This window comes from Humibacillus xanthopallidus (assembly GCF_006716675.1).
In the GTDB taxonomy this organism is placed as follows: Bacteria; Actinomycetota; Actinomycetes; order Actinomycetales; family Dermatophilaceae; genus Humibacillus; species Humibacillus xanthopallidus_B.
The window spans coordinates 1,139,950-1,164,952 of sequence record NZ_VFPM01000002.1 but is presented as its reverse complement, the minus strand read 5'-3'; the positions used below and the strand labels follow the sequence as shown (position 1 = coordinate 1,164,952).

Genomic DNA, 25,003 nt, shown 5'->3' with positions numbered 1-25,003 from the left:
ACGCGGCGCGTCACGAGGAGCCCGCCTTGGCCCGGGAGCGCTTCGTCGGCCGGCGCCACGGCGCGATCGGGTTGCCGGTCCAGCGACTGCCGGCGGGCACGGACTCACCGCGCAGCACGAGCGAGCCCGGGCCGACGGTCGCGCCCCGACCGATCGAGGCGGCCGGGAGGATGACGCCGTTGGGACCCAGCGTGGCGCCGTCCTCCAGGGTCACGGTGTCCATCGACATGATCCGGTCGTGGAAGAGGTGGGTCTGGAGCACGCAGCCACGGTTGACGGTGACGCCCTCGCCCAGGCTGACGAGGTCGGCCTCGGGCAGCCAGTAGGTCTCGCACCAGACGCCGTGGCCGATGCGGGCGCCGAGGCTGCGCAGCCAGATGTTGATCGCCGGGGTGCCGGTCGCCGTCCAGGCGAACCACGGGCCGGCGACCATCTCGACGAAGGTGTCGACGACCTCGTTGCGCCACACGAAGGGGCTCCACAGCGGGTGCTCGACGGCGCGGATCGGGCCGACGACGACCCACTTCGCGGCAGTGGTGATCGCTGCCGCGACCGCCCCCACGACCGCGAGGACGAGGCCGGAGAGCGCGGCCGCCTGCCAGAGACCGAAGCGGTCGACCACCCAGGCGAGGGCGAGGAAGACCGTGACGCCGAGGGCGACGCTGACCATGACCGGCACGATGCGGCAGAGCTCGACGAGGCCACGGATCACCTTGAGCCGCAGCGGCGGTGCATAGGTGCGCTCGAGGTCGCTGTCGGGTGCGGCGCGGCGCAACCGGACGGGAGGGCTGCCGAGCCAGCTCGAGCCGGCCTTGGACTTCTGGGGCGCGGCGGAGAGGACGGCCACGAGGCCGTCTCTCGGCACCCGCCGGCCCGGGGCGGTCATGCCCGAGTTGCCGAGGAACGCCCGCTTGCCCACCTTCGCCCGCGCGATGCGCATCCAGCCACGGCCCAGCTCGTAGCCGGCGACGAGCGTGTCGTCGGCGAGGAAGGCGCCGTCGGCGACGGTCGTCATCTTCGGCAGCAGCAGCACCGTCGAGGCCTCGACGCCGGTGCCGACGCGCGCTCCGAGGGCGCGCAGCCACCACGGGGTCAGCAGGCTCGCATAGATGGGGAAGAGCAGCGTGCGGGCCTGGTCGAGGAGTCGCTCGGTCACCCACACCTGCCAGCCGACGCGGCTGCGCACGGGGTGGAACCCCTCGCTGAGACCGAGGCCGAGCAGGCGCACGACGAGGATCGTCAGCAGCGCGAGGGTGATGAGCGCCAGCACCGTCACGGCCGGCACGACGAGGTATGCCGCCCGGGCCGCGTCGCCGTACGAGTCCGCGTCACGCAGGCGGTTCGCGAGCACGAGCAGACCGGGCACGAGCGCGATGAGGGGGATGACGGCGAGCACGATGGAGGACAGGCCGTAGACGGGCACCCAGGCCGAGCGACGGGCCGGGCGCTGCGACGGCCACCTGCCGGAGCCGCTGCCGCCGAAGCCGACGCGCATGGCCGGGGAGCCCGCGACGGTCGTGCCGGCCGCGACGTCGGACAGCACGGTGGCACCGGCTTCGACGAGCGCGTCGCGGCCGATGACGACATCCGGTCCGATCGTGCTGCGCGCCCCGACCGTGGCCCCGGCCCCGATCTCGATGGTGCCGACGTGGACGACGTCGCCGTCCATCCAGTAGCCGGAGAGGTCGACCTCCGGCTCGACGCTCGCGCCGTCGCCGATCGTCAGCATGCCCGTCACCGGCGGCACGCTGTGCAGGTCGACACCGGGCCCGACGCTCGCGCCGAGGGCCCGCGCGTAGGCGAGGATCCACGGCGCGCCCGCGAGGGACACCGCGCCCATCGACTCCGTGAAGCGCTCGGCCGCCCAGAGCCGCAGCTGAACGTGGCCGCCCCGGGGGTAGGTGCCGGGCTCCACCCCGGCGAGCAGGATGCGGGCCCCGAGGGCCGAGATGCCCATCCGTCCCACCGGGGTGATGAACGCGAGCCAGCCGATGCCGAGCACCCACCACGACGTCGGCGGGGCCCACGGCGCGAGACCGAGGGCTCGGAGGAGCTCGGTCGCCGTGACGAGCCCCACGACCCACTGCATCCCCTTGACGGTGAGCAGCAGGAGCGAGACGACCGTCTGGAGCAGCTGGATGTGGCGCGGGATGCGGCGCACGTGTCGCGGCGGCTGCGGGTCGGGGGCCGGCTCCGCGGCCTCGAGGAACTCGGCCTGCGCGCCGAGGCGGGGGCGGTCGTAGACGTCGGCGACCGTGACGGTGGGCACCCGCTCGCGCAGCAGCGACACGAGCTGGGCGGCCGAGAGACTGCCACCTCCGAGCGAGAAGAAGTCGGCGTCGGGCGAGGCGACCCGGGCACCGAGCACGCTCGTCCACTGCCGGGCGAGCCAGCCCTCGAGGCCCTCGAGGTCGTCCTCGTCGTCGCCGAGCTCGGCTCCGGGCAGCGGCCAGGGCAGGGCAGCACGGTCGACCTTGCCGGAGGTGCGCGTCGGCAGCTCGTCGACGAGCGCGAGCAGCGGCACGAGCGCGGCCGGCAGCTCCTCGCGCAGCCTCGTCCTCGCCGCCTCGGTGTCGAAGGTGCCGGCGTCGTCCGGCACGACGTAGCCGACGAGCACCTGGGTGCCGGCCGGGGTGGTCTTGACCGCTGCGGCGGCTCCGGTCACCGCATGGAGCGACTGGAGGGCGGCATCGACCTCGCCGAGCTCGATCCGTCGCCCGCCGAGCTTGACCTGCTCGTCGCCGCGCCCCATGAAGACGAGCCCAGCGGGGTCGTTGACGACGAGGTCGCCCGATCGGTAGGCCCGCTCCCAGCCGAGGGTCGGCATGGTCGCGAACTTCTCGGCGTCCTTGGCCGGGTCGAGGTAGCGCGCCAGCCCCACTCCCCCGATGATCAGCTGGCCCGTGGCACCGGGAGGCACCGGCTGCTCGTGCTCGTCGACGACGACGAGGTCCCAGCCGTCGAGGGGCAGGCCGATCCGCACGGGCCCCTCGCCCGTCATCAGGGCCCCGCAGGCCACGACCGTGGCCTCCGTGGGGCCGTAGGTGTTCCACACCTCGCGCTCCGGGGTCGCGAGGCGGGCCGCGAGCTCGGGCGGGCACGCCTCGCCGCCGAAGATGAGCAGGCGCACCGGCTCGAGCGCCTCGGCCGGCCACAGTGCTGCCAGGGTCGGCACCGTCGAGACGACGGTGATGCCCTGCGCCACGAGCCACGGACCGAGGTCCATGCCGGTGCGCACGAGTGCCCGGGGAGCGGGCACGAGACAGGCGCCGTGCGCCCAGGCGAGCCACATCTCCTCGCACGACGCGTCGAAGGCCACGGAGAGGCCTGCGAGCACCCGGTCACCCGGCCCGATCGGTCTCTGCCGCAGGAAGATCCGCGACTCTGCGTCAACGAAGGCCGCAGCCGACCGGTGGGTCACGGCGACACCCTTGGGCACGCCGGTCGAGCCGGAGGTGAAGATGACCCACGCGTCGTCGCGCGGCTGCACGTCGGCGAGCGGGGCGTCCGTGACGGCATACGGCTCGGTGGGTGGCGTCGGTGCCTGCAGGCTCGTGACGGCCCGGCCGGCACCGACGACCGCAGTGACCTGCGCCTCCCCGAAGACGAGGTCGGCCCGCTCCTGGGGGTCGTCGGCGTCGACGGGCACGTAGGCCGCGCCTGCCCGCATGATGCCGAGGATGGCGACGTAGAGGTCGTGGGTGCCCGACGGCGCGCGGATGCCGACCCGGTCGCCGGTGCGCACCCCGGCTGATCGCAGCGCCCGAGCCATGGCGTCGACGTGCTCGCCGAGCTCGCGGTAGGTGAGGACCGAGCGCGTGTCGTCGATGGCCGGCGCGTCGGGGTGCGCGTCGATCGTCGCGTGCAGGACGTCGACGAGGGTACGGGGCGCAGGCGCCCGATCACCGGCGAGCAGCGGGTCGGGCAAGGCGACTCCTTCACCAGTGGCCACCGCCCTGTCGGGCGGTGCCTCGGAGTCTAGTGAGCCTCAGTGAACGGCGGGCGTCGTCGCCGAGGTTGGCCCGGCCTTGTCATGGCGGCGTCACGGCCGCGTCGCGGCGGCGTCACGGGTGCGACGCGCCGGTCCCGAGCCGGGTCAGCTGACCGTGACGCTGGGGGCCCCGGCCGACTCCTCGTCGACCGGCTCGCCCATCTCCTCGGCGAGGCGCATGGCCTCCTCGATGAGGGTCTCGACGATCTGGGCCTCGGGGACGGTCTTGATGACCTCGCCCTTGACGAAGATCTGGCCCTTGCCGTTGCCCGAGGCGACGCCGAGGTCGGCCTCGCGGGCCTCGCCGGGACCGTTGACGACGCACCCCATGACGGCGACGCGCAGCGGCACCGTCATGCCCTCGAGCCCGGCGGTCACCTGGTCGGCGAGGGTGTAGACGTCGACCTGGGCGCGGCCGCACGACGGGCACGAGACGATCTCGAGCTTGCGGGGGCGCAGGTTGAGGCTCTGCAGGATCTGGATGCCGACCTTGACCTCCTCGACGGGCGGGGCCGAGAGAGAGACGCGGATCGTGTCGCCGATGCCGCGCGAGAGGAGCGCGCCGAAGGCCGTGGCCGACTTGATGGTGCCCTGGAACGCGGGGCCGGCCTCGGTGACGCCGAGGTGGAGGGGCCAGTCGCCCCGCTCCGCGAGCAGCTCGTAGGCGCGCACCATGATGACCGGGTCGTTGTGCTTGACCGAGATCTTGAAGTCGTGGAAGTCGTGCTCCTCGAAGAGGCTCGCCTCCCAGACCGCCGACTCGACGAGGGCCTCGGGCGTCGCCTTGCCGTACTTGTCCATGATCCGCTTGTCGAGGCTGCCGGCGTTGACGCCGATGCGGATGGAGACGCCGGCGTCCTTGGCCGCCTTGGCGATCTCCTTGACCTGGTCGTCGAACTGCCGGATGTTGCCGGGGTTGACGCGGACCGCGGCGCAGCCGGCGTCGATGGCGGCGAAGACGTACTTCGGCTGGAAGTGGATGTCGGCGATGACCGGGATCTGGCTCTTGCGCGCGATCGCGGGCAGCGCGTCGGCGTCGTCCTGGCTCGGGCAGGCGACGCGCACGATGTCGCAACCGCTGGCCGTCAGCTCGGCGATCTGCTGGAGCGTCGCGTTGATGTCGGTCGTCGGCGTCGTCGTCATCGACTGGACCGAGACCGGGTAGTCGCTGCCGACGCCGACCTTGCCCACGTGGATCTGACGGGTCTGGCGACGGGGCGCGAGGACCGGCGGGGGCAGGGGCGGCATACCGAGGGAAACGCTCATGCCGCCATTATGGCCGCCCGAGCCGCCCGGGGAGCCTCCGCCCCCGGGCACCCCCCGATCGAGAGAGCACTTCGTCGGCCGGTGGGCGAGCCGCGCCGTGGTTCTCAGGCGCCGCTCCCAATCGAAAGAGCAGTTCGTCGCGCGGCATGCTGCGCGTGTTGTCAGCCGAAGATGTTGATGGGCTTGACGATGTCGGCGTAGATGAGCAGAACCGACATCGTGATGAGCACGAGCGACATGCCGTAGGCGATCGGCAGGCCCTTGGCCACGTCGACGTAGCCGGGGTCGGGCCGGTGCCGCAGCCGCGCCCAGCCCTTCTTGACCGCCTCCCACATCGCGCCGGCCACGTGGCCGCCGTCGAGCGGGAGCAGCGGCACGAGGTTGAAGACGAACAGGGCGAGGTTGAGCGAGGCGATGAGGAGCACGAGCTGGGCGAGCTTCAGCCAGTTGCCCCCCTCGTCGGCGGGGATGTCGAGCGCCGCCACCTCGCCGCCGATGCGGCCGACACCGACGACCGAGATCGGGCCGTTGGGGTCACGCTCACCCGAGCCGAACGCGGCCTGCATGACGCCCGCCATCTTCTCGGGGATCCGCACGATGATCGAGGCGGTGTCGACGGTGCGGTCCCAGACGAACTTCGGCGCCTCGTAGATCGGCGTCCGGACGAGCTCCTGCGCCGGGGTGATGCCGGCGAAGCCCATCGAGGAGAGCACGATCTTGCCGTCCTGCGCGACGGGCTTGTTGTCCTCGCCGTAGGTGGCCCGCTCGAGCACCGCCGGGGTGAGGGAGATCGGCACCTGCTGGTCGCCGCGCTGCACGACCCAGCTCATGGTCCGCCCCTGGCTCTCGCGGATCGCGGCCGAGACCTCGTCCCACGAGGTGATCGAGCGCCCGTCGACGGAGACGATGCGGTCGCCGACCTTGAGGCCTGCAGCGGCGGCCGGGCTCTGCGGGTCGCCCGCGGCGCACGCCGGCTGCGGGACCTGCAGGGTCGGGGCCGCGGTCGGGACGCAGGCCGACAGCAGCCCGACCTTCGGCGCGACCTGCGGCAGGCCGTAGATCGTGATGACGCCGGTGAGCAGCACGGCGGCGATGAGGAGGTTCATGACCGGGCCGCCGAGCATGATGATGATCTTCTTGCCGGGGCTCAGCTTGTAGAAGACACGGTCCTCGTCGCCGGGACGCACCTCCTCCATCGAGTCGGCGCGCGCCTGGTCGACCATCTGGCTGAAGCGCCCGGTCGAGAGCGTGCGCAGCTCGCCGGGCTTGTCACCCGGGCGTGGGGGCAGCATGCCGATCATGCGCACGTAGCCACCGAGGGGAACCGCCTTGATGCCGTACTCGGTCTCACCGCGCTTGCGCGACCAGATCGTCGGGCCGAAGCCGACCATGTACTGGGTCACCTTGACGCCGAACTTCTTGGCGGGCACGAGGTGACCGATCTCGTGCAGGGCGATGGACAGCGCCACGCCGACCACGACGACGAGGACCCCTAGGACGAAGAGCACATCCCATTGTCACATCGCCACGCTGTGAATCCCGACTCGACGCCCGACCCCGCGACCCCGGCCAACCGGGGACCATTGACGGACCTTCGCCACGGCGCCAGGCTCAGCACCCCTCTCGTATGCCGCGAACGTCCGTCATGAGTCCCCTTCGAGCGCGCCGGGGCCCGCCGCGAGCCTCAGGCAGGGCCGATCGTGGTCCGCGCTGCCTCACGTGCCCAGGCGTCGGCGGCGAGCACGTCGTCGAGCGTGTGGTCACGCACGTGCGAGGCCGGCTCGACGGCATACGCCTCGACGACGCGCGCGACGGTGTCGACGATGTCGACGAAGCCGAGCCGCCCCTCGTGGAAGGCGTCGACGCAGACCTCGTTGGCGGCGTTGTAGACCGCGGGCCACGTGCCCCCGGCCTCGCCGACGCGGCGCGCGAGCGCCACGGCAGGGAAGGCGCCGTCGTCGAGCGGCTCGAACTCCCAGCTCTGGGCACGGGTCCAGTCGACCGGCACGTCGGCGTCAGCGATCCGCTCGGGCCAGCTCAGGCCGAGGGCGATCGGCACGAGCATGCGCGGCGGCCCGGCCTGCGCGATCGTCGAGCCGTCGACGAACTCGACCATCGAGTGGATCATCTGCTGCGGGTGCACGACGACGTCGATGCGGTCGAACGGGATGTCGAAGAGCAGGTGCGCCTCGATGACCTCGAGGCCCTTGTTGACGAGGGTGGCCGAGTTGGTCGTGATGACGCGCCCCATGGAGAAGTTCGGGTGGGCGAGCGCCTGATCGGGCGTGACATCGGCGAGCTCGGCACGTGAGCGGCCCCGGAACGGCCCCCCGCTGGCGGTCACGACCAGCCGGCGCACCTCCTCGGCACGCCCTCCGCGGAGGCACTGGGCGATCGCGGAGTGCTCGCTGTCGACGGGCACGATCTGGCCGCGTGCGGCGATCGCCTTGACGAGCGGACCGCCGATGATGAGCGACTCCTTGTTGGCCAGCGCCAGCGTCGTGCCGGCCCGCAGGGCGGCGAGCGTCGGCTCGAGACCGATGGCGCCCGTGATGCCGTTGACGACGACGTCGGCCTCACGGGCGGCCAGCGTCGTGCTCGCGTCCGCGCCGACGAGCAGCTCGGGGTCGTATGCCGTGACGCCCGCTGCGTCGGCCGCGCGCGCGATGACGGTGGCCAGGTCGCTCTCCGAACCGCTCGCCACCGCGACGACGGGGACCCGCAGGGCGACGGCCTGCTCGGCGACGAGCTCGAGGTTGCCTCCAGCACCGAGCCCGACCACCTCGAAGCGGTCACGGTTGCGGTGCACGAGGTCGATGGCCTGGGTGCCGATCGACCCGGTCGACCCGAGCAGGATGATGCGGCGAAGATGCGGCGGGGTGTCGGTCACCCCGGCATTCTCGCGCAGCTGCCGGCCGTCGGCTCAGGTGGCCACTCCTCTGGCCTGCAGCAGCTCGTCGCGCTTGAAGGCGTAGGCGACGGCCCAGGTCATCCGCAGGCGATACATCCTGATGTCGTCACCCCACGACCACGGGCTGCTGCCGTAGTGGGCTGTCCAGTGCGCCTCGACCTCGTCTCGGGCAGGCCCCGGCTCCATCAGCTCGGCATAGCCGTGGCTGAACAGCGCGAGGTCCTCGCCGTCGATGTGGGCCACGCTGGTGGCCGGCTGACGCGCGAGGTGGCGCGCCTTGGCCGAGCTGCCGTCGGTGCTGAACGTCCACGTGCCGTGCAGGAAGTGGCCGTCGAGAGCGCTGATGCGCGGCTCTCCGTGGGCCGTGACCGTCGCAACCGAGAGCACCTTCATGCCCGTGAGGAGCGCGACGAGCTGCTCCGCGGTGAGCGTGCGGTCGTCGTTGATGATGCCCCGCAGGTGACCTGTCGCCCTCGCGTGCGAGGCGTCGAGGAGCGCCTGCAGTGCGTCGATCTCGTCTGTGGTCTCGAGCATCCTCCGACCGTAGACCCGCCCGCCGACAACCGCTCGCTGCCAGTCCCGCCTCCGCAGGGGTGGGCGGCATGATGGCGGCGTGAACTCGCTCCGCTCCCGACCGATCCTGCTCGGCGTGCTCGTCGCCGTCCTCGTCGTGCTGACCTGGCTCGTCGTGCAGGCCGCTCGGGGCGGACCGGCGTCGGACGCCTCCCCCACCCCGGTCGGTGTCACGATCACGACGACGACGCCGGGCTCGTCGGACACTCCGGGTGGGGCGACCGATCCCGTCTCGGGACTGCCGTGGATCGCCGCGTCGGCCCTGCCGCCCGAGGCGCGGGCGACACTGGCGCTCATCCGCGCGGGCGGGCCGTATCCCTACCCCCGCAGCGACAACCAGACCTTCGCCAACCGCGAGCGGCTGCTGCCGGCCGAACCGCGCGGCTACTACAAGGAGTTCACCGTGATCACGCCCGGCTCAGGTGACCGTGGAGCCCGTCGGATCATCACGGGGTCCCAGGGCGAGCGCTACTGGACCGCCGACCACTACGCGTCGTTCAGCCGCATCGAGGAGGGGGCATGACGACGTTCCTCGGGCCGCACAGCGAGGCCGACGACCACCTTGACCTGCTCGCCTCACTCGGCCACGACGTGCGCATCGTCAGCGCGGCCGGGGGCAGCACCGACAAGGCCGGCGTGCTCGATGCCTTCGCCCGCGACCTCGACCTTCCCGACTGGTTCGGCCGCAACTGGGACGCTTTGCTCGATGCCCTGCGCGACCTCGAGGTGCCCCGGGGCCAGACCCTCGAGCTCGTGTGGGACCACGTCGGCGCCCTCCGCCGGGTCGACCACGACACCTACGAGACCGTCGTCGACATCCTCGAGCAGGTGCAGGACGAGCGCGACGACGTGCGCATCACGGTCATCGCTCGCTGAGCTGCGGGCCGGCTGCCGCTACGAGATGAAGACGCGCTCGTCGATCAGGCGCTCGTTGACGGCGTTGCCCTCGGGGTGGAAGCGGCCGTGCTCGAAGTCCTTGGCGAACTCGAGCTCGACCCGGGCCTGGCCGTGGCGGTTCTTCTCCATCGTCAGCACCGACCAGCCCCGGAAGCGCTGGATGTTGCCGAGGTCGTAGACGAGGTGCTCGCGCGAGACGATGTCGACCTTGTCGCCGACGATCATGACGACGTCGGCCTCGAAGGCGAGCGCCGAGGACCCGCGCAGGTCGTGCGTCCGCATGCGGTGCCCCGAGACGAGCGCCTCCTTGTCGGCCGCCGAGATCGCGACGATCGGCACCCGGGCCTCGAGCGCCAGGTCCTTGAGGCCCTCGGCTGCTGCCGTGACCCGCTCGGTCTCGTCGGGGCGGTCGACCGGGATCTTCTGCACGTAGTCGAGCAGCACGAAGGGCGCCTCCCCCGTCGTCTGCGTCACGGCGCGGATGACGGCGGAGACCTCCTCGAGCGTCGTCGTCGCTCCGGAGGACTCATGGATGTGCAGCCGGTCGCCATAGCTCGTCAGGGCGGCATACGCCGGCGCTCCACCGGGGAGCGCGGACAGCACGGCCTCGAGGGACCCGCCTCCCGAACCCGCCTCGAAGGCGCGCCGAACCTCGATGACGCCGGCGACCTCACCGGGCGTGCGCTCGGCCGCCTCCAGGGCGATGAGTCGCTCGAGGAGCGTGTGGCTCTCGTGCTCGTAGGAGAAGATCACCGCGGTGCCTCCGGCCGCGACGACGTTGCGGGCGAACTGCACCCCCATCGTCGTCTTGCCGTGACCGGCCGGGCCGCCGAGGAGCACGAGCTCGCCCGAGCGGAACCCGCCGGTCAGGGTGGCGTCGAGCACCGGGAACCCGGTCGCCCACACGGTCGCCCCAGCCGTGCCGCCCCGCCTCAGCACCGCGTCCGTGTCGTCGAGCAGCGCCTCGAGGGAGCGAAGCGGTCCGGTCTCGCGGTGGGCCGCAGGTGTCACCATGCGCAGATTGGACCACAGCCGCGTGCGGCGGTGGGGCGGTTTGGCGACTTCGGCGCAGCCCTCAGAGGGCCATCCCGACGTACTTCGTCTCGAGGTACTCCTCGATGCCCTCGAAGCCGCCCTCCCGGCCGACGCCCGAGGCCTTGACGCCGCCGAAGGGCGCCGCCGGGTTGGAGACGATGCCCTGGTTGACCCCGACCATCCCGAACTCGAGGGCCTCGGAGACCGTGAGCGCCCGCGAGAGGTCGTTGGTGAAGAGGTAGGCGACGAGACCGTACTCCGTGTCGTTGGCCATCCGGATCGCCTCCTCGTCGGTGCTGAAGGTCGACACCGGGGCGACCGGCCCGAAGATCTCCTCGCGAGCGAGGTCGGCGGTCTCGGGCACGTCGGTGAGGACGGTCGGCTGGTAGAACCAGCCCGCACCCTCGCGGGCCGAGCCACCCACGACGACCTTGGCGCCCTTGGCGACGGCGTCGTCGACGAGCGCAGAGACCTTGTCGCGCGACTTCTCGTCGACGAGCGGACCGACGTCGACGCCATCCTCGGTGCCGCGGCCGAGGGTGAGCGCACCCATCCGCTCCGCGAGCTTGGCCGAGAACTCCTCGGCGAGCGACTCGTGCACGTAGAAGCGGTTGGCGGCGGTGCAGGCCTCGCCCATGTTGCGCATCTTGGCCAGCATGGCCCCGGTCACCGCCTTGTCGACGTCGGCGTCGCCGAAGACGAGGAACGGCGCGTTGCCGCCGAGCTCCATCGACACCCGCAGGATCTGCTGGGACGCCTGCTCGATGAGCTTGCGGCCCACCGGCGTCGACCCGGTGAAGGTCAGCTTGCGCAGGCGCGGGTCGCGGATGAGCGGCTCCATCACCTCGCCGGTCGTCGTCGTCGTGACGACGTTGAGCACGCCGTCGGGCAGCCCGACCTCCTGGAGCAGGTCGGCGAGCGCGAGCATCGTCAACGGGGTCTGGCTGGCCGGCTTGACGACCATCGTGCAGCCGGCCGCGATGGCCGGGCCGATCTTGCGGGTGCCCATGGCGAGCGGGAAGTTCCACGGCGTGATCATGAGCACGGGGCCGACGGGCTGCTTCATCGTCATGAGGCGGGTGGCACCGTTGGGAGCGACGGCGTAGCGGCCTCCGATGCGCACGGCCTCCTCGGAGAACCACCGGAAGAACTCGGCGCCGTAGGCGACCTCGCCGCGGCTCTCGGCGAGCGTCTTGCCCATCTCGAGGGTCATGAGCATCGCGAACTCGTCGGCGCGCTCGGTGATCTTCTCGTATGCCGCCCGCAGCAGCTCCCCGCGGTCGCGCGGTGCCGTTCGCGCCCAGTCCGACTGCGCCGCGACGGCCGCGTCGAGGGCCGCCTTGCCGTCGGCGACGCTGGCGTCGGCGACGTGCGTGAGGATCTCGCCGGTGGCCGGGTCGTCGACCGCGAGGGTCTTGCCGCCGCTGGCATCGCGCCACTGACCGCCGATGAGCAGTCCCTTGGGGACGGACTCGAGAACTGACTGCTGCGTCACCGTTGCCATGACTGAAACCCTAACTCTCGGTAGATGATCGGGACCGCTCGGCCCTCGGTGGCCGTGACCGACCCGTGAGCGGTGCCGAGCGGTGCTGAGCGGCCTGCGGCTCCCGCACGAAACGCTGCTCAGCGGTCCTCGAGGCCCCAGGGCGAGCCGTAGCCCTCGGGCTTGGGCGCGGCGAGCAGGTCGAGGAACGGCACCGCGTCGAACGCCTCGGGCCCGAGGACCCCCGTGCCCTTCCACGTGCCGTTCGCGAGCAGCTCGAGGGCGACGACGGGGTTGACCGCCGTCTGCCAGACGACGCACTGGGCGTCGTAGTCGGCCATCGTGTCGGCGTTGTCGACGACGTGGTAGAGGTAGGTGCGGCGCGGACGGCCGTCCTTGCCCGTGCCGGTGACGAAGAGCCCCGCGCACGTCTTGCCGCTCATCCGCGGACCGATCGTCGCGGGGTCGGGCAGCGCCGCGGCGACGACGTCGCGCGGCGAGACCTGCACGCCCTTGACGGTGATGGGCTCGGTGCGGTCGAGCCCCAGAGTGTTGAGTACCTTGAGGATGGTGATGAACTCGTCGCCGAGGCCGTACTTGAAGGTGACCCGCTTCGCGTCGACCCAGCGCGGCATGAGGAGGACCTCCTCGTGCTCGACGTTGACGCACTCGACCGGCCCGATGCCGGCCGGGAAGTCGAAGACCTCCGGCTCGCTGAAGGGGGCCGTCGTGAACCAGCCGCGGTCCTTCTCCCAGATGACGGGCGGGTTGAGGCACTCCTCGATCGTCGTCCACATCGAGAAGCTCGGGGCAAAGATCTCGTTGCCCTGGTCATCGTGGACGACGAGGTTGGCGCCGTCGCGGGTGCCGAGCTCGTCGATCTCGTCGAAGAGGTGGTCGGCGGCATACCGGGCGAAGACGTCGGAGAGCCCGGGCTCGACGCCGATGCCGACGAGCGCGAGACGCCCCTCGGCCTCCCACTCCCCCGCCACCGCGAACTGCTCGTCGCCGAGCTTGACCCCGGTGACGGCATACGGCTGCTCGGGGTGGCGCTGCGACAGGCTCATCGCCATGTCGAGGTAGTCGGCCCCCGCGGCCCGGGCACCGGTGAAGATCGACATGGTGAACTTCGGGTCGACGGCGTTGAAGACGTGGGTCGCGCCGTGGGCGAGGGCGAGCTCCGTCACCGCCCCGGCCGACGAGGCGTCGACCTGGGCGGCGACGAAGCGCCCCTCCCCACCCGTCATTCCGGAATGCCGTCCGGTGACCGCCGCGACGGTGCGCTCGGCCCGCGCCGCGTCGTAGTCGGCGACGACCCACAGCTCGAAGAAGTCACGCTCCGCCGCGATGCGCGCGGCAGCGTCGCCGACTCCCCCGGAGCCGATCATGAGGACACGCATGCTGGATCAGGCCACCTGTCGGTTGCGTCGGCTGGAGATGAGCTGGCCGGTCATGACGACGATGAGAGCCAGGAGGAACATGATGGTTCCGATGACGTAGACCTGCACGGGCACGCCGCGCGCTGAGGCACCCCAGACGTACATCGGGAAGGTGATCGAGCTCGGGCTCGCGTTGAAGTTCGTGATGATGTAGTCGTCGAAGCTCAGCGAGAAGGCGAGCAGCGCGCCCGCCGCGATGCCGGGTGCAGCCAGGGGCAAGGTCACCCGCAGGAAGGTCTGCGTCGGGTTGGCCCCGAGGTCTGCCGCTGCCTCCTCGAGCTTCGGGTCGAGGGTCGCGACCCGTGCCTTGACGGCGACGACGACGAACGACACGCAGAACATGATGTGCGCGATGAGGATCGCCGTGCGGCCGGACGGGACGCCGAGCATGAGGAAGAGCGTCAGGAGGCTCGAACCCATGACGACCTCGGGCGTGGCCATCGGCATGAAGATGAGCAGGTTCGTCGCCGACCGTCCGCGGAAGCGGTACCGGCCGAGGGCGAAGGCGATCATCGTGCCCAGTGCCGTTGCGGCCAGCGATGCGATGACGCCGACCTGCAGGCTGAGCCCGAGCGACTCGCAGATGCCCTGCGCCCCACAGGGGTTGGTCCAGGCCTCCGTCGAGAACTCGTTGAAGGTGTAGTTGTACTTGCCCGCGGGGTCGTTGAAGGAGAACACGGCCACGATGACGTTGGGCACGAGCATGTAGATGAGCACCGCGATCGCGGCGAAGGTGATGAGGTGTCGCTTGATCCAGGACATCAGAGCAGCTCCTCCGTTCCGGCCCGGCGCACGTAGACCGAGACCATGGCGACGATGAGGATGAGCAGGATGAACGAAAGCGCGGCCGCGAGCGGGTAGTCGAGCACCCGGAGGAACTGGGCGTCGATGACCGAGCCGATCATCGTCGTCTGGGTGTTGCCGAGCAGGCGGGCGTTGATGAAGTCACCTGCGGCCGGGATGAAGGTCAGCAGGGTGCCGGCGACGACGCCCGGGAGCGACAGCGGCCAGGTGACCTTGCGGAAGGTCTGCCACGGCGACGCGTAGAGGTCGCCCGCAGCCTCGATGAGCCGCGGGTCGAGGCGCTCGAGCGAGGTGTAGAGCGGCAGGATCATGAACGGCAGGAAGTTGTAGGTCAGGCCCATGATGACGGCGAACTGCGAGTTGAGCAGCGAGTCGTTGTCGGTGAGCCCCACGGCCTGCAGGAAGTCGGTGATGTGGAGGTTCTGCGCCCACGTCGTGATGAACCAGTCGTCCGAGAGGATCGTGCGCCACGCGAGCGTGCGGATGAGGAAGCTCGTGAAGAACGGCGCGATGACGAGCACGAGGACGAGGTTCTTGTGGCGTCCGGCCTTCTGCGCGATGAAGTAGGCGAGCGGGTAGGCGAGCAGGAGCGCGAGACCCGTGGCGATGCCGGCGTAGACGAACGAACGCACGAACTGCGGCCAGTACTGCTTCAGCGCGTCCACGTAGATGCTGAAGTTGGCCGTGAAGACGTAGCCGTCGTCGACGTTGCCCTCCTGCAGCGACTGCGACGCCAGGGTCACCATCGGCAGGACGAAGAAGACGATGAGCCAGAGGATTCCGGGGAGCAGGAGCGCGTAGGGCACCCAGTTGCGCCGGCGCCGGCTCGGCGGCGCTGCCGAGCCGGTCGACAGGACCGCGGTCTCAGCCATGGTCGTCCACCAGCTCGGCCCCGGCCTCTGCGTCCTGCGACGCATCGAGGGCGAATCCGTGCTGGGCGGCCCAGGAGACGGTGACGGCCTCGCCGAGGGTGGCCCGGTTGGACCCGTCGTTCTGCTGGATGACGATGAGCTCCTGGCCCCACGGCATCTCGACGGAGTACTGCGTGGCGACACCGCTGAAGGACACGTCGCGCACGATGCCGCGCAGGTGGTTCGGGCCACCCGACTCGCCGAGACGCAGCTTCTCCGGCCGCACGCCGAGCCACACGTCGCCGACGCCGTCGGGAAGGTGCTCCCGCGAGACCTCGAGGTCGACGTCATGGGCCCGCACCGTGACCATGTCGTCGGTGCCACCGGGGTTGACCCGGGCCCGCAGCAGGTTGGACTGCCCGAGGAAGTTGGCGACGAAGGTCGACCGCGGCTGTTCGTAGAGCGTCGCCGGGTCGCCGAGCTGCTCCATGCGGCCGGCGTTCATCACGGCGATGGAGTCGGCCATGGTCATGGCCTCCTCCTGGTCGTGGGTGACGTGGATGAAGGTCAGGCCGACCTCCTGCTGGATGCGCTTCAGCTCGATCTGCATCTGGCGCCGCAGCTTGAGGTCGAGCGCGCCGAGCGGCTCGTCGAGGAGCAGCACGTCGGGCCGGTTGACGAGGGCACGGGCGAGCGCCACGCGCTGCTGCATGCCGCCCGAGAGCTGCGTCGGCTTCTTGTTCGCGACCTGTCCGAGCTGCACCAGCTCGAGCACCTCGTTGGCCTTGGCCTTGGCGTCCTTGTCGCCGCGCCGACGCAGCCCGAACATGACGTTGTCGACCACCGTCATGTGCGGGAAGAGGGCATAGCTCTGGAAGACCGTGTTGACGTTGCGCTGGTAGGCCTTGGTGTCGGTGATGTCGGTCTCGCCGATCCGGATCCGCCCGCCGGTGGGCTCCTCGAGCCCGGCGATCATCCGCAGGGTCGTCGTCTTGCCGCAGCCCGAGGGCCCGAGCAGCGCGAAGAACGATCCCTGCGGGATGGTGAGGTCGAGCGGGTGGACGGCCGTGAAGGTCGCGAAGGACTTCGTGAGGGCGACCAGGCTGAGGTCGCCCTTGCTCTGCTCGCTCATGCCGTCGTCAGCGCGGAGAAGAGCTTGTTGTACTTCGTCTCCTCCGCCGTGCTCAGCCCGCGGAAGACCTGGGCCCGAGCCAGCACCTCGTCGGTCGGCACGATGAGGGGGTTCTTGCCGAGCTCGGGGTCGATCTTGACGAGCTCCTCCTCCGTGCCCTTGACGGGAGCGATGTAGTTGACCCACGCCGCGACCTGCGCCATGACGGCCGGGTCGTAGTAGTAGTCGATGAGCTTCTCGGCGTTCTTCTTGTGCTTGGCGAGCGCCGGGATGACGAAGTTGTCGGACCAGAGAGTGAAGCCCTTCTCCGGCAGGGCGTACTGGATGTCCTTGTTGTCGAACTGCAGCTGGACGACGTCACCGGTCCAGGCCACGCACGCTGCGATGTCACCCTTCGCGAGACCCTCGGTGTACTCGTTGCCGGTGAAGCGCAGGATCTGCCCCGAGTCCTTGGCCTGCTGGAGCATGTCGATCGCGGCCTGGAAGTCGGCGTCGGTGAACTTCGAGATGTCCTTGCCCTGCTCCATCATCACGAGGCCGACGGTGTCGCGCATCTCGGTGAGGAGCGTGACCTTGCCCTTGAGCGCGGGGTCGGTGAGCAGCTGGGTGATCGACTCGATCTTCTTGCCGCCGGTGGCCTTGAGGTTGTAGCCGATGCCGGCGAAGCCGCTCTGCCAGGGCAGCGAGTACTGCCGGCCAGGGTCGAACTCGACGTTCTTCAGCGAGTCGTCGAGGTTCTTCGCGTTGGGGATGTTGGCGAGATCGAGCTTCTGCACGTACCCCTGGCGGATGAGGCGGGAGACCATCCAGTCGGTGCTGCACCACACGTCGCGGCCGGTGTCCTTGCCGCCCTCGAGCAGGGGGCGCACCTTCGCGTAGAACTCGTCGTTGTCGAGGTAGTCCTCGGTGTAGTTGACCTTGATGCCGGTCTGCTTCTGGAAGGCGTCGAGCGTCGGGCGGCTCTTGCCGTCCTCGCTCGTGTCGATGTACTCGGTCCAGTTCGACCAGTTGACGACCTTCTCGGTGTCGGACATGTCCTGGGCAGCCGCGGCGGTGCGGCTCGCCACGCCACCGGACGCGCCACCCGTGGAGGCGTTCTTGCCGGCCGATCCGCACGCTGCGAGGAAGGCGGCGGCGCCGACGCCGGCGGCCCCCATCATCGCCGACCTGCGGCTGACGAGACCCCGCATGAGCGCGGCTCGCAGGATCGGGTTGTCCTTGTCGAATGACTTGTCGTTCATGGGTTTCACTTCTCCAGGGGTTGTCGTGGGGCCGGGTGGAGGGGATCGACGCTGACCCGTGAGTGGTGCTGGTCGCTGGTGTGCTGAACGAGTGGTCAGGCACAAGAGTTCGCGCCGCCCGGAACGGGCGGCGCGATGGCTCATGACTCGATGTTGGCCATGACGTGCTTGATGCGGGTGTAGTCCTCGAGTCCGTACATCGACAGGTCCTTGCCGTAGCCGCTGTGCTTGAAGCCCCCGTGCGGCATCTCGGCGACGACCGGGATGTGCGTGTTGATCCACACACACCCGAAGTCGAGCTTCTTGCTCATGCGCATGGCCTTGCCGAAGTCGCGGGTCCACACGGACGAGGCGAGGCCGTACTGCACCCCGTTGGCCCAGGCGATCGCCTCGGCCTCGTCGGTGAACTGCTGCACCGTGATGACCGGGCCGAAGATCTCGTTCTGGATCTGCTCGTCGTCCTGGCGCAGGCCGGCGAGCACGGTGGGCTCGAAGAAGTAGCCGTCGCCCAGGCCCTCGGCGCGCCGGCCACCGGCAGCGATGCGGGCGTGGTCGGGCAGCCGGTCGATCATGCCGCCGACGTGCGCGACCTGGTTGGGGTTGTTGACCGGGCCGAAGAGCGCGTCCGGGTCATCCGGCATACCGACCTTGGCGGACCCGGCGGCATACTCGGCGAGCGCGGCGACGAAGTCGTCGTGGATGCGCGGGCCGGCGAGCACCCGCGTCGCGGCCGTGCAGTCCTGCCCCGCGTTGAAGTAGCCCGCGATCGCGATGCCCTCGACGGCTGCCTCGATGTCGGCGTCGTCGAAGACGACGACGGGCGCCTTGCCGCCGAGCTCGAGGTGGACCCGCTTGAGGTCGCGCGACGCGCTCTCGGCGACCTGCATGCCGGCGCGCACCGAGCCGGTGATCGCGACGAGCGCCGGCGTCTGGTGCTCGACGAGCATCCGGCCGGTCTCGCGGTCACCCGTGATGACGTTGAAGGTGCCCTCGGGCAGGAACTCGGACGCGAGCTCCGCGAGGAGCAGGGTGGTCTCGGGGGTCGTGTCGCTCGGCTTGAGCACGATCGTGTTGCCGGCGGCGAGCGCCGGGGCGATCTTCCACATCGCCATCATCATCGGGTAGTTCCACGGGGTCACCTGGCCGACGACGCCGATCGGCTCACGACGGATCCACGAGGTGTGTCCCTTCATGTACTCACCGGCCGACTTGCCCTCGAGCACGCGCGCCGCCCCGGCGAAGAACCGGAGCTGGTCGAGCATCGGCGGGATCTCCTCGCTCGCCGTCAGGGCGTGCGGCTTGCCGGTGTTTTCGCTCTCGAGACGGATGAAGTCGTCGGCCCGCGCCTCGATCGCGTCGGCGAACTTCAGCAGGGCGGTCTGGCGCTCGGCGGGTGTCGTGTCGCCCCACGTCTCGAAGGCCGTGGACGCCGCAGCGTAGGCGCGGTCGACGTCGGCCTGCGTGCTGACGGGGGCCTTGGCGACCACCTGGGCCGTGGAGGGGTGGACGATGTCGGTCGTCGCGTCGGTCTCGGGGTCGACGTACTGGCCACCGATGAAGTTGCGGAGCTGGCGCGGCTGCGAGGTCATGCGCCGATGCTAGACACAAAACTGCGCTTTGGTGAACCCTACGGAAGATAAATCTTCGGAATCAGTCGCTCGGGGACTTGCCAACAGCGCGTTCCACAGGTCACTATCGGGCCATGACGACGATCCGGGGCGTGGCCAACAACGGGGGTGGCACCACCAGGAAACCCTCGGTCAACCTCGACGAGGTGAGCAAGACCATCATCGAGCTGCTGCAGCACGACGGGCGCAAGTCCTACGCCTCCATCGCCGCGGAGGTCGGCCTCTCCGAGGCCGCCGTGCGGCAGCGGGTCCAGCGCCTGCTGGAGGCCGACGTCATGCAGATCGTCGCGGTGACGGACCCCCTGCAGGTGGGGTTCCAGCGCCAGGCGATGGTCGGACTGCGCGTCTCCGGCGACATGACCGCTGTCGCGGACGCGTTGACCGCGATGGACGAGGTGTCCTACGTCGTGACCACGGCCGGCAGCTTCGACGTGCTGGCCGAGGTCGTCTGCGAGAACGACAACCACCTGCTCGAGCTGCTCACGAGCCGCATCCGCCCGCTGCCGGGTGTCACGGCGACCGAGACGTTCGTCTACCTGAAACTCAACAAGCAGCTCTACAACTGGGGTACACGATGAGCATCAACCCGAACGAGGTGTGGGAACCCACCTCCGACCACCGCACACCGACGGGCGCGCTCCACTCGGACGCCGCCCGCGACCACCTGTGGATGCACTTCACGCGTCACTCGGTCTTCGAGGAGAAGGGCGAGGGCGGTCTCGGCCACTCCGTGCCCATCATCACGAAGGGCCAGGGCTGGAAGATCTGGGACGACCGCGGCAACGAGTACGTCGACGGTCTCTCCGGCCTCTTCGTCGTCCAGGTGGGCCACGGCCGTGAGGAGCTGGCCGAGGCCGCAGCCAAGCAGGCCAAGGAGCTCGCCTTCTTCCCGCTCTGGAGCTACGCGCACCCCAAGGCGATCGAGCTCGCGGAGCGGCTCGCGAGCCACGCACCCGGCGACCTCAACCGCGTCTTCTTCACGACGGGCGGCGGCGAGGCCGTCGAGACCGCGTGGAAGCTCGCCAAGCAGTACTTCAAGCTGACCGGCAAGCCGACGAAGCACAAGGTCATCTCCCGCGCGGTCGCCTACCACGGCACCCCCCAGGGTGCCCTGTCGATCACCGGCATCCCTGCGGCCAAGGAGATGTTCGAGCCGCTCGTGCCCGGCGCGCACAAGGTGCCGAACACCAACATGTACCGCGCACCCGAGCACCTGCGCGACGACGAGAAGGCCTTCGGCCGCTGGGCCGCCGACCGCATCGCCGAGGCCATCGAGTTCGAGGGTCCCGACACCGTCGCCGCCGTCTTCCTCGAGCCGGTGCAGAACTCCGGCGGCTGCTTCCCGCCACCCGCCGGCTACTTCGAGCGCGTCCGCGAGATCTGCGACGAGTACGACGTGCTCCTCGTCTCCGACGAGGTCATCTGCTCCTTCGGCCGCATCGGCTCGATGTTCGCGTGCGACGACTTCGGCTACGTGCCCGACATCATCACGTGCGCCAAGGGCATGACGAGCGGCTACTCCCCTATCGGTGCGATGATCGCGAGCGACCGCCTCTTCGAGCCCTTCAGGAACGGCACGACCTACTTCCCGCACGGCTACACCTTCGGTGGCCACCCCGTGTCGGCGGCGGTCGCGATGACCAACCTCGACATCTTCGAGCGCGAGGGCCTCAACGACCGGGTCAAGACGAACGCCCCGATCTTCAAGGCGACCCTCGACAAGCTCCTCGACCTCCCGCTCGTCGGTGACGTGCGCGGCGCCGGCTACTTCTACGGCATCGAGCTCGTCAAGGACAAGGCCACCCGCGAGACCTTCAACGACGCCGAGTCGGAGCGTCTGCTGCGCGGCTTCCTCTCCAAGGCGCTCTTCGACGCCGGCATCTACTGCCGCGCCGACGACCGCGGTGACCCCGTCATCCAGCTCGCGCCGCCGCTCATCATGGGCCCGACGGAGTTCGACGACATCGAGTCCCGCCTGCGTGGCGTGCTCATCGAGGCCGAGAACCACCTCTGAGCAGTCGTCGTCACCGCACGACCCCGATGTATGCCGCTGGGCCGGCCACCGCAGGAACGGTGGCCGGCCCAGCGTCGTTGGGTAGGACACGTGGGTGGACGCACGCGGCATACCGGCCGCGCGACACCCGCGACCGTCACGCGACGCCGACGCAAGGAGACGACATGGGATTCCTCGACAAGCTGCTGGGCCGGGAGCCCCTGCAGCAGCAGCGCCCCCAGCAGGCGCCCAGCGGCCAGCCGGCGCCGACGGGCCAGCCCTACGCCGTGCCCGCTCCCCGCGGGGGCGCCTCCACGGAGGACGAGCGGGCCATCGCCCGCTACAAGTACCTGCTGCGCACCGCACCGCCCGAGGACATCGAGCGCGTGCACACCGAGGCCTTCGGCAAGCTGACGCCCGAGCAGCGCCAGCTCGTCCTCCAGCGCCTCAACGAGGACCTTCCGGAGTCGGAGCGGCCCCGCAGCGACCAGCCCGCCGACCTCGCCCGCAGCGCGACCCGCGCCGAGATGAACCGCCCCGGCTACCTCCAGGGGGCTTTCGGCGGCGGACGCATGGGCGGCGGCATGGGGATGGGCGGCATGATCGCCGGCTCGATGCTCGGGACGATCGCCGGTGTCGTCGTCGGCTCGGCCCTGGCCGACATGATGCTCGGCGGCTACGAGTCCTCCCCCGAGGCCCAGGAGGCGGGCGACGCGTCGGCCGACGGCGGGGACTCAGGCGGCGATGCTGGCGGCGATGCCGGTGGAGACGCCGGTGGCGACGCCGGTGGCGACGCCGGTGGAGACGCCGGCGGCCAGGACTTCGCTGGGGGGGAGTTCGGCGGCGACTTCGGCGGCGGCGACTTCGGCGGTGACTTCGGGGGCGGCGACTTCGGATTCTGAGGGGATCAGCCTGCGGATCAGTCCGCTGGTGCTGCTGCCCTGACGACCCGATCCGCAGACTGATCCGCAGACTGATCCGCACCCGCGATCTGGCTGCGGATCAGTCTGCGTTCCGGGCAGGAGTGGCTGCCCTCACACCCCGGCGAGCCAGTGGAAGAGCGCCGCGACGGCGAGGATGACCGGCACCGACGCGAAGGTGCTGATGAAGATGACGTCGCGGGCGAGGCCCACCTCTCGGCGGTAGCGGACGGCATACGTGAAGATGTTCTGCGCCGTCGGCAGGGCCGCGGTCACGACGACGGCGAAGAGCGCCTCTCGGCGCAGCCCCAGTGCGAGCCCGACGCCGAGCGCGACCGCGGGCATGAGCAGGGTCTTCAACACGACGATCGTCCACACGTGGGCGGCACCCCGGCCCGTGGCCGGTCGTGGACCGCGCCGGAGGGAGATGCCGAAGGCGACGAGCATCGAGGGCACCGCCATGGCGCCGAGCAGCTCAATGGGTGCCGCGACGACCCGCGGCAGGTGGATGTCGAAGACGGCGATGAGCAGCCCGGCGATCGCCCCGAGCGTGATCGGGTTGCTGAACATCCGCCGCGCGCTGCGCAGCAGCGTGGGTCGCTCCCCGCGGGCGTCACTGTCGAAGAGCGCCATGGCGACGGGCGTGATGATGAGCAGCTGCATGAGCAGCGTCGGCGCCACCCAGGCGACGTCGCCGAGCACGTAGAGCGCGATGGGGATGCCGAGGTTGCCCGCGTTGACGTATGCCGCCGAGAGGCTCCCGATGAGGCGTGACCCGAGCGTCCCTCCCGCCCAACGGAATCGGGCGATCGCGAGGTAGGCCCCGACCACGACGACGAAGCTGATGAGCGACGTGACGAGGTTTGTCGACAGCACCTGGCTGAGCGGCGTGCGCTGCATGACAGTCAGCAGCAGCGCAGGTGACGCGACGTAGAAGGCGAGCCGCGAGAGGTTGACCTGCGCACTCTCGTCGAGGATGCGCCGGTCGGCCAGCACCCACCCGACCGCGACGATCACCGCGATCGTCGCGAACCCCTCGAGCACACCCGTCATCCCGAGATCCTGTCAGGGCGGCCCTCGTCGCCGGCGGCGCATCCGCCCCGTGGAGCCGGGCGACGTCCTAGAGCGAGGTGACCTCCAGATCGCCGTCGGCGTACTGCTGGCGCAGGCGCTTCTTGTCGAACTTGCCGACGCTCGTCTTGGGCACCTCGTCGATGAGCGCCCACCGCTCGGGCACCTGCCAGTGGGCGACCCGGCCCTCGAGGAAGTCACGCAGATCCTCGATGCTCGTCGTGCACTCGGGCCTCAGGACCACCGAGGCCAGGGGCCGCTCGCCCCACTTCTCGTCCGGGACCCCGACGACCGAGGCCTCGAGGACGTCGGGGTGGGCCATGAGGGCGTTCTCGAGGTCGACCGAGCTGATCCACTCCCCACCCGACTTGATGACGTCCTTGGCCCGGTCGGTGAGGGCCAGGAAGCCGTCCTCCGACAGCCGGCCGACGTCCCCGGTGCGCAGCCACCCGTCGTCGAACTTCGATGCCATCTCGTCGACCTCCGCCTGCGACTCCGTGCCGCTGCGGTAGTAGGACGCGGTGACCCATGGCCCCCTCATCTCGAGCTCGCCGACCACCCCGGAGCCCGGCTCGGCGACGGTGCCGTCCGGCGCGACGATGCGGCCCTCGAGGCCACAGAGGATGCGGCCCTGGCTCGACTTGTAGTCCCAGTACTCGTCGGAGCCCCGCTCGACGTGGCCGGGAGGCACCGCGAGGGAGCCGACCGGTGACATCTCCGTCATGCCCCAGCCGTGGATGATGTCGATGTCGTGGTTCTCGGCGAAGGCGCGGATGAGCGCAGGCGGTGCCGCGGAGCCACCCACCATGAGCATGCGCACCGACGAGACGTCGGCCTCCGCCGCGTCGAGGTGGTGCAGCAGGTCGTTCCAGATCGTCGGCACGCCGGCCCCTCCGGTCACCTTCTCGGCCTCGATCATCGCCGTCAGCGGCACGGCCTGGAGGAAGCGGTCCGGCATGACGAGCGTCGCCCCGCTGACCATGGCGCTGTAGGGGAAGCCCCAGGCATTGGCGTGGAAGAGCGGCACGACGATGAGCAGCCGGTCGGCAGAGGTGATGCCGAGGGTCGCGGCGACGGCCATCGAGTGGAGGTAGTTGCTCCGGTGGGAGTAGACGACACCCTTGGGATTGCCCGTGGTGCCGGAGGTGTAGCACATCGACGCGGCGTCGTTCTCGTCGAGCTCGTCACGCCAGTCGAAGGTCACCGGCTCGTCGGCGATGAGGTCGGCGAAGTCGTGGACCGCCTCGACCGTGGCGGGAGCGGCGAGCGCGGCGCGGGTCTCGTCGTCGACGGGGCCGTTGACGATGACGTGGCGCAGCTCCGGCAGGTGGGGCAGCAGCCGGCTGAAAGGCTGCGCGAGGGTGTTGTCGACGATGACGACCTCACTGGCGCCGTGGCGGGTCACGTAGACGAGCTGCTCCGGGAAGAGCCGGATGTTGAGGGCATGGAGCACCGCGCCCATCGACGGCACGGCGAGGTAGGCCGCGAGGTGCTCCGCGTTGTTCCACATGAAGGTGGCGACCCGCTGGTCGCCGGTGATGCCGAGGCGCCGGAGCGCGTTCGCGAGCTGCCCCGCCTGCTCCCCCAGCCGGCGGAAGGTCGTGCGCCGACCTCCCTCGGCAGTCCACGTGACGACCTCGCTCGCGCCGTGGACCGTCGTGCCGTAGCGCATCAGCGTCGAGATGAGCAGGGGCGTCGTCTGCATGGTGCTCTTCATGTCAGCAGCCTGTCACCGTGGCGCGCTCCGGTGTGCCTTTCGACGCAACGG

Annotated in this window: 20 protein-coding genes; 5 read left to right on the top strand and 15 right to left on the bottom strand. The window is 70.3% G+C overall.

Features of this window, described 5'->3' with window-relative positions; translation table 11 throughout:
• Positions 1 to 10: 10 nt before the first annotated feature.
• The 5 genes from FBY41_RS13300 to FBY41_RS13280 form a co-directional block, all read right to left on the bottom strand.
• A complete protein-coding gene (locus tag FBY41_RS13300) occupies positions 11 to 3,928 on the bottom strand; it encodes a Pls/PosA family non-ribosomal peptide synthetase (RefSeq protein WP_141844700.1) in 3,918 nt (1,305 codons plus the stop codon).
• A 168-nt stretch (positions 3,929 to 4,096) separates the two neighbouring features.
• Complete coding sequence (ispG, locus tag FBY41_RS13295; protein ID WP_141844699.1) at positions 4,097 to 5,257, bottom strand: flavodoxin-dependent (E)-4-hydroxy-3-methylbut-2-enyl-diphosphate synthase; 1,161 nt, start codon at positions 5,255 to 5,257, stop codon at positions 4,097 to 4,099.
• Positions 5,258 to 5,418: 161 nt separating this feature from the next.
• Positions 5,419 to 6,765, bottom strand: a complete 1,347-nt coding sequence (locus tag FBY41_RS13290; RefSeq protein WP_141844698.1) for a M50 family metallopeptidase — start codon at positions 6,763 to 6,765, stop codon at positions 5,419 to 5,421.
• Positions 6,766 to 6,941: 176 nt separating this feature from the next.
• Positions 6,942 to 8,147, bottom strand: coding sequence for a 1-deoxy-D-xylulose-5-phosphate reductoisomerase (gene dxr / locus FBY41_RS13285; protein WP_141844697.1), 1,206 nt, complete (start codon positions 8,145 to 8,147; stop codon positions 6,942 to 6,944).
• A gap of 33 nt (positions 8,148 to 8,180) precedes the next feature.
• Positions 8,181 to 8,702 (bottom strand): pyridoxamine 5'-phosphate oxidase family protein, encoded by a 522-nt coding sequence (locus tag FBY41_RS13280; RefSeq protein ID WP_141844696.1) that lies wholly within the window; start codon positions 8,700 to 8,702, stop codon positions 8,181 to 8,183.
• A 79-nt stretch (positions 8,703 to 8,781) separates the two neighbouring features.
• Here FBY41_RS13280 and FBY41_RS13275 point away from each other — a divergent pair, with 79 nt between their 5' ends.
• Entirely contained in the window at positions 8,782 to 9,264 is a 483-nt protein-coding gene (locus FBY41_RS13275; protein ID WP_141844695.1) for a ribonuclease domain-containing protein, read from the top strand.
• Positions 9,261 to 9,617, top strand: a complete 357-nt coding sequence (locus FBY41_RS13270) for a barstar family protein (RefSeq protein WP_141844694.1) — start codon at positions 9,261 to 9,263, stop codon at positions 9,615 to 9,617. The genes FBY41_RS13275 and FBY41_RS13270 overlap by 4 nt, the downstream gene beginning before the upstream one ends.
• 18 nt (positions 9,618 to 9,635) lie before the next feature.
• Here the strand turns inward: FBY41_RS13270 and FBY41_RS13265 are convergent, their stop codons facing one another.
• The 8 genes from FBY41_RS13265 to FBY41_RS13230 form a co-directional block, all read right to left on the bottom strand.
• Positions 9,636 to 10,652, bottom strand: a complete 1,017-nt coding sequence (locus tag FBY41_RS13265) for a DnaB-like helicase C-terminal domain-containing protein (protein WP_141844693.1) — start codon at positions 10,650 to 10,652, stop codon at positions 9,636 to 9,638.
• A gap of 61 nt (positions 10,653 to 10,713) precedes the next feature.
• Positions 10,714 to 12,177: an NAD-dependent succinate-semialdehyde dehydrogenase gene (locus FBY41_RS13260; protein ID WP_141844692.1), complete on the bottom strand. Its 1,464-nt coding sequence runs from the start codon at positions 12,175 to 12,177 to the stop codon at positions 10,714 to 10,716.
• A gap of 119 nt (positions 12,178 to 12,296) precedes the next feature.
• Positions 12,297 to 13,556 carry a saccharopine dehydrogenase family protein gene (locus FBY41_RS13255; RefSeq protein WP_141844691.1) on the bottom strand — a complete coding sequence of 420 codons (1,260 nt, stop codon included), beginning with the start codon at positions 13,554 to 13,556 and terminating at the stop codon, positions 12,297 to 12,299.
• A gap of 6 nt (positions 13,557 to 13,562) precedes the next feature.
• Positions 13,563 to 14,357 carry an ABC transporter permease gene (locus FBY41_RS13250; RefSeq protein WP_141844690.1) on the bottom strand — a complete coding sequence of 265 codons (795 nt, stop codon included), beginning with the start codon at positions 14,355 to 14,357 and terminating at the stop codon, positions 13,563 to 13,565.
• Positions 14,357 to 15,271 (bottom strand): ABC transporter permease, encoded by a 915-nt coding sequence (locus FBY41_RS13245; protein WP_141844689.1) that lies wholly within the window; start codon positions 15,269 to 15,271, stop codon positions 14,357 to 14,359. The genes FBY41_RS13250 and FBY41_RS13245 overlap by 1 nt, the downstream gene beginning before the upstream one ends.
• A complete protein-coding gene (locus tag FBY41_RS13240) occupies positions 15,264 to 16,382 on the bottom strand; it encodes an ABC transporter ATP-binding protein (protein ID WP_141844688.1) in 1,119 nt (372 codons plus the stop codon). Before FBY41_RS13240 ends, FBY41_RS13245 begins: the two co-directional genes overlap by 8 nt.
• Positions 16,379 to 17,623 (bottom strand): ABC transporter substrate-binding protein, encoded by a 1,245-nt coding sequence (locus FBY41_RS13235; RefSeq protein ID WP_141844687.1) that lies wholly within the window; start codon positions 17,621 to 17,623, stop codon positions 16,379 to 16,381. The genes FBY41_RS13240 and FBY41_RS13235 overlap by 4 nt, the downstream gene beginning before the upstream one ends.
• A gap of 140 nt (positions 17,624 to 17,763) precedes the next feature.
• Positions 17,764 to 19,212, bottom strand: a complete 1,449-nt coding sequence (locus tag FBY41_RS13230) for a gamma-aminobutyraldehyde dehydrogenase (protein WP_141844686.1) — start codon at positions 19,210 to 19,212, stop codon at positions 17,764 to 17,766.
• A gap of 113 nt (positions 19,213 to 19,325) precedes the next feature.
• Here FBY41_RS13230 and FBY41_RS13225 point away from each other — a divergent pair, with 113 nt between their 5' ends.
• From FBY41_RS13225 to FBY41_RS13215, 3 genes are all read left to right on the top strand, one after another.
• Positions 19,326 to 19,829 (top strand): Lrp/AsnC family transcriptional regulator, encoded by a 504-nt coding sequence (locus FBY41_RS13225; protein WP_185747028.1) that lies wholly within the window; start codon positions 19,326 to 19,328, stop codon positions 19,827 to 19,829.
• Complete coding sequence (locus tag FBY41_RS13220; protein ID WP_141844685.1) at positions 19,826 to 21,265, top strand: aspartate aminotransferase family protein; 1,440 nt, start codon at positions 19,826 to 19,828, stop codon at positions 21,263 to 21,265. The genes FBY41_RS13225 and FBY41_RS13220 overlap by 4 nt, the downstream gene beginning before the upstream one ends.
• Before the next feature lie 164 nt (positions 21,266 to 21,429).
• On the top strand, positions 21,430 to 22,146 hold the full coding sequence (locus FBY41_RS13215) for a hypothetical protein (protein ID WP_141844684.1): 717 nt from the start codon (positions 21,430 to 21,432) through the stop codon (positions 22,144 to 22,146).
• A gap of 132 nt (positions 22,147 to 22,278) precedes the next feature.
• Here FBY41_RS13215 and FBY41_RS13210 read toward each other — a convergent pair whose 3' ends face one another.
• Positions 22,279 to 23,217: an AEC family transporter gene (locus FBY41_RS13210; RefSeq protein WP_141844683.1), complete on the bottom strand. Its 939-nt coding sequence runs from the start codon at positions 23,215 to 23,217 to the stop codon at positions 22,279 to 22,281.
• A gap of 67 nt (positions 23,218 to 23,284) precedes the next feature.
• Entirely contained in the window at positions 23,285 to 24,952 is a 1,668-nt protein-coding gene (locus tag FBY41_RS13205) for a fatty acid--CoA ligase (RefSeq protein ID WP_141844682.1), read from the bottom strand.
• Positions 24,953 to 25,003: the final 51 nt, after the last annotated feature.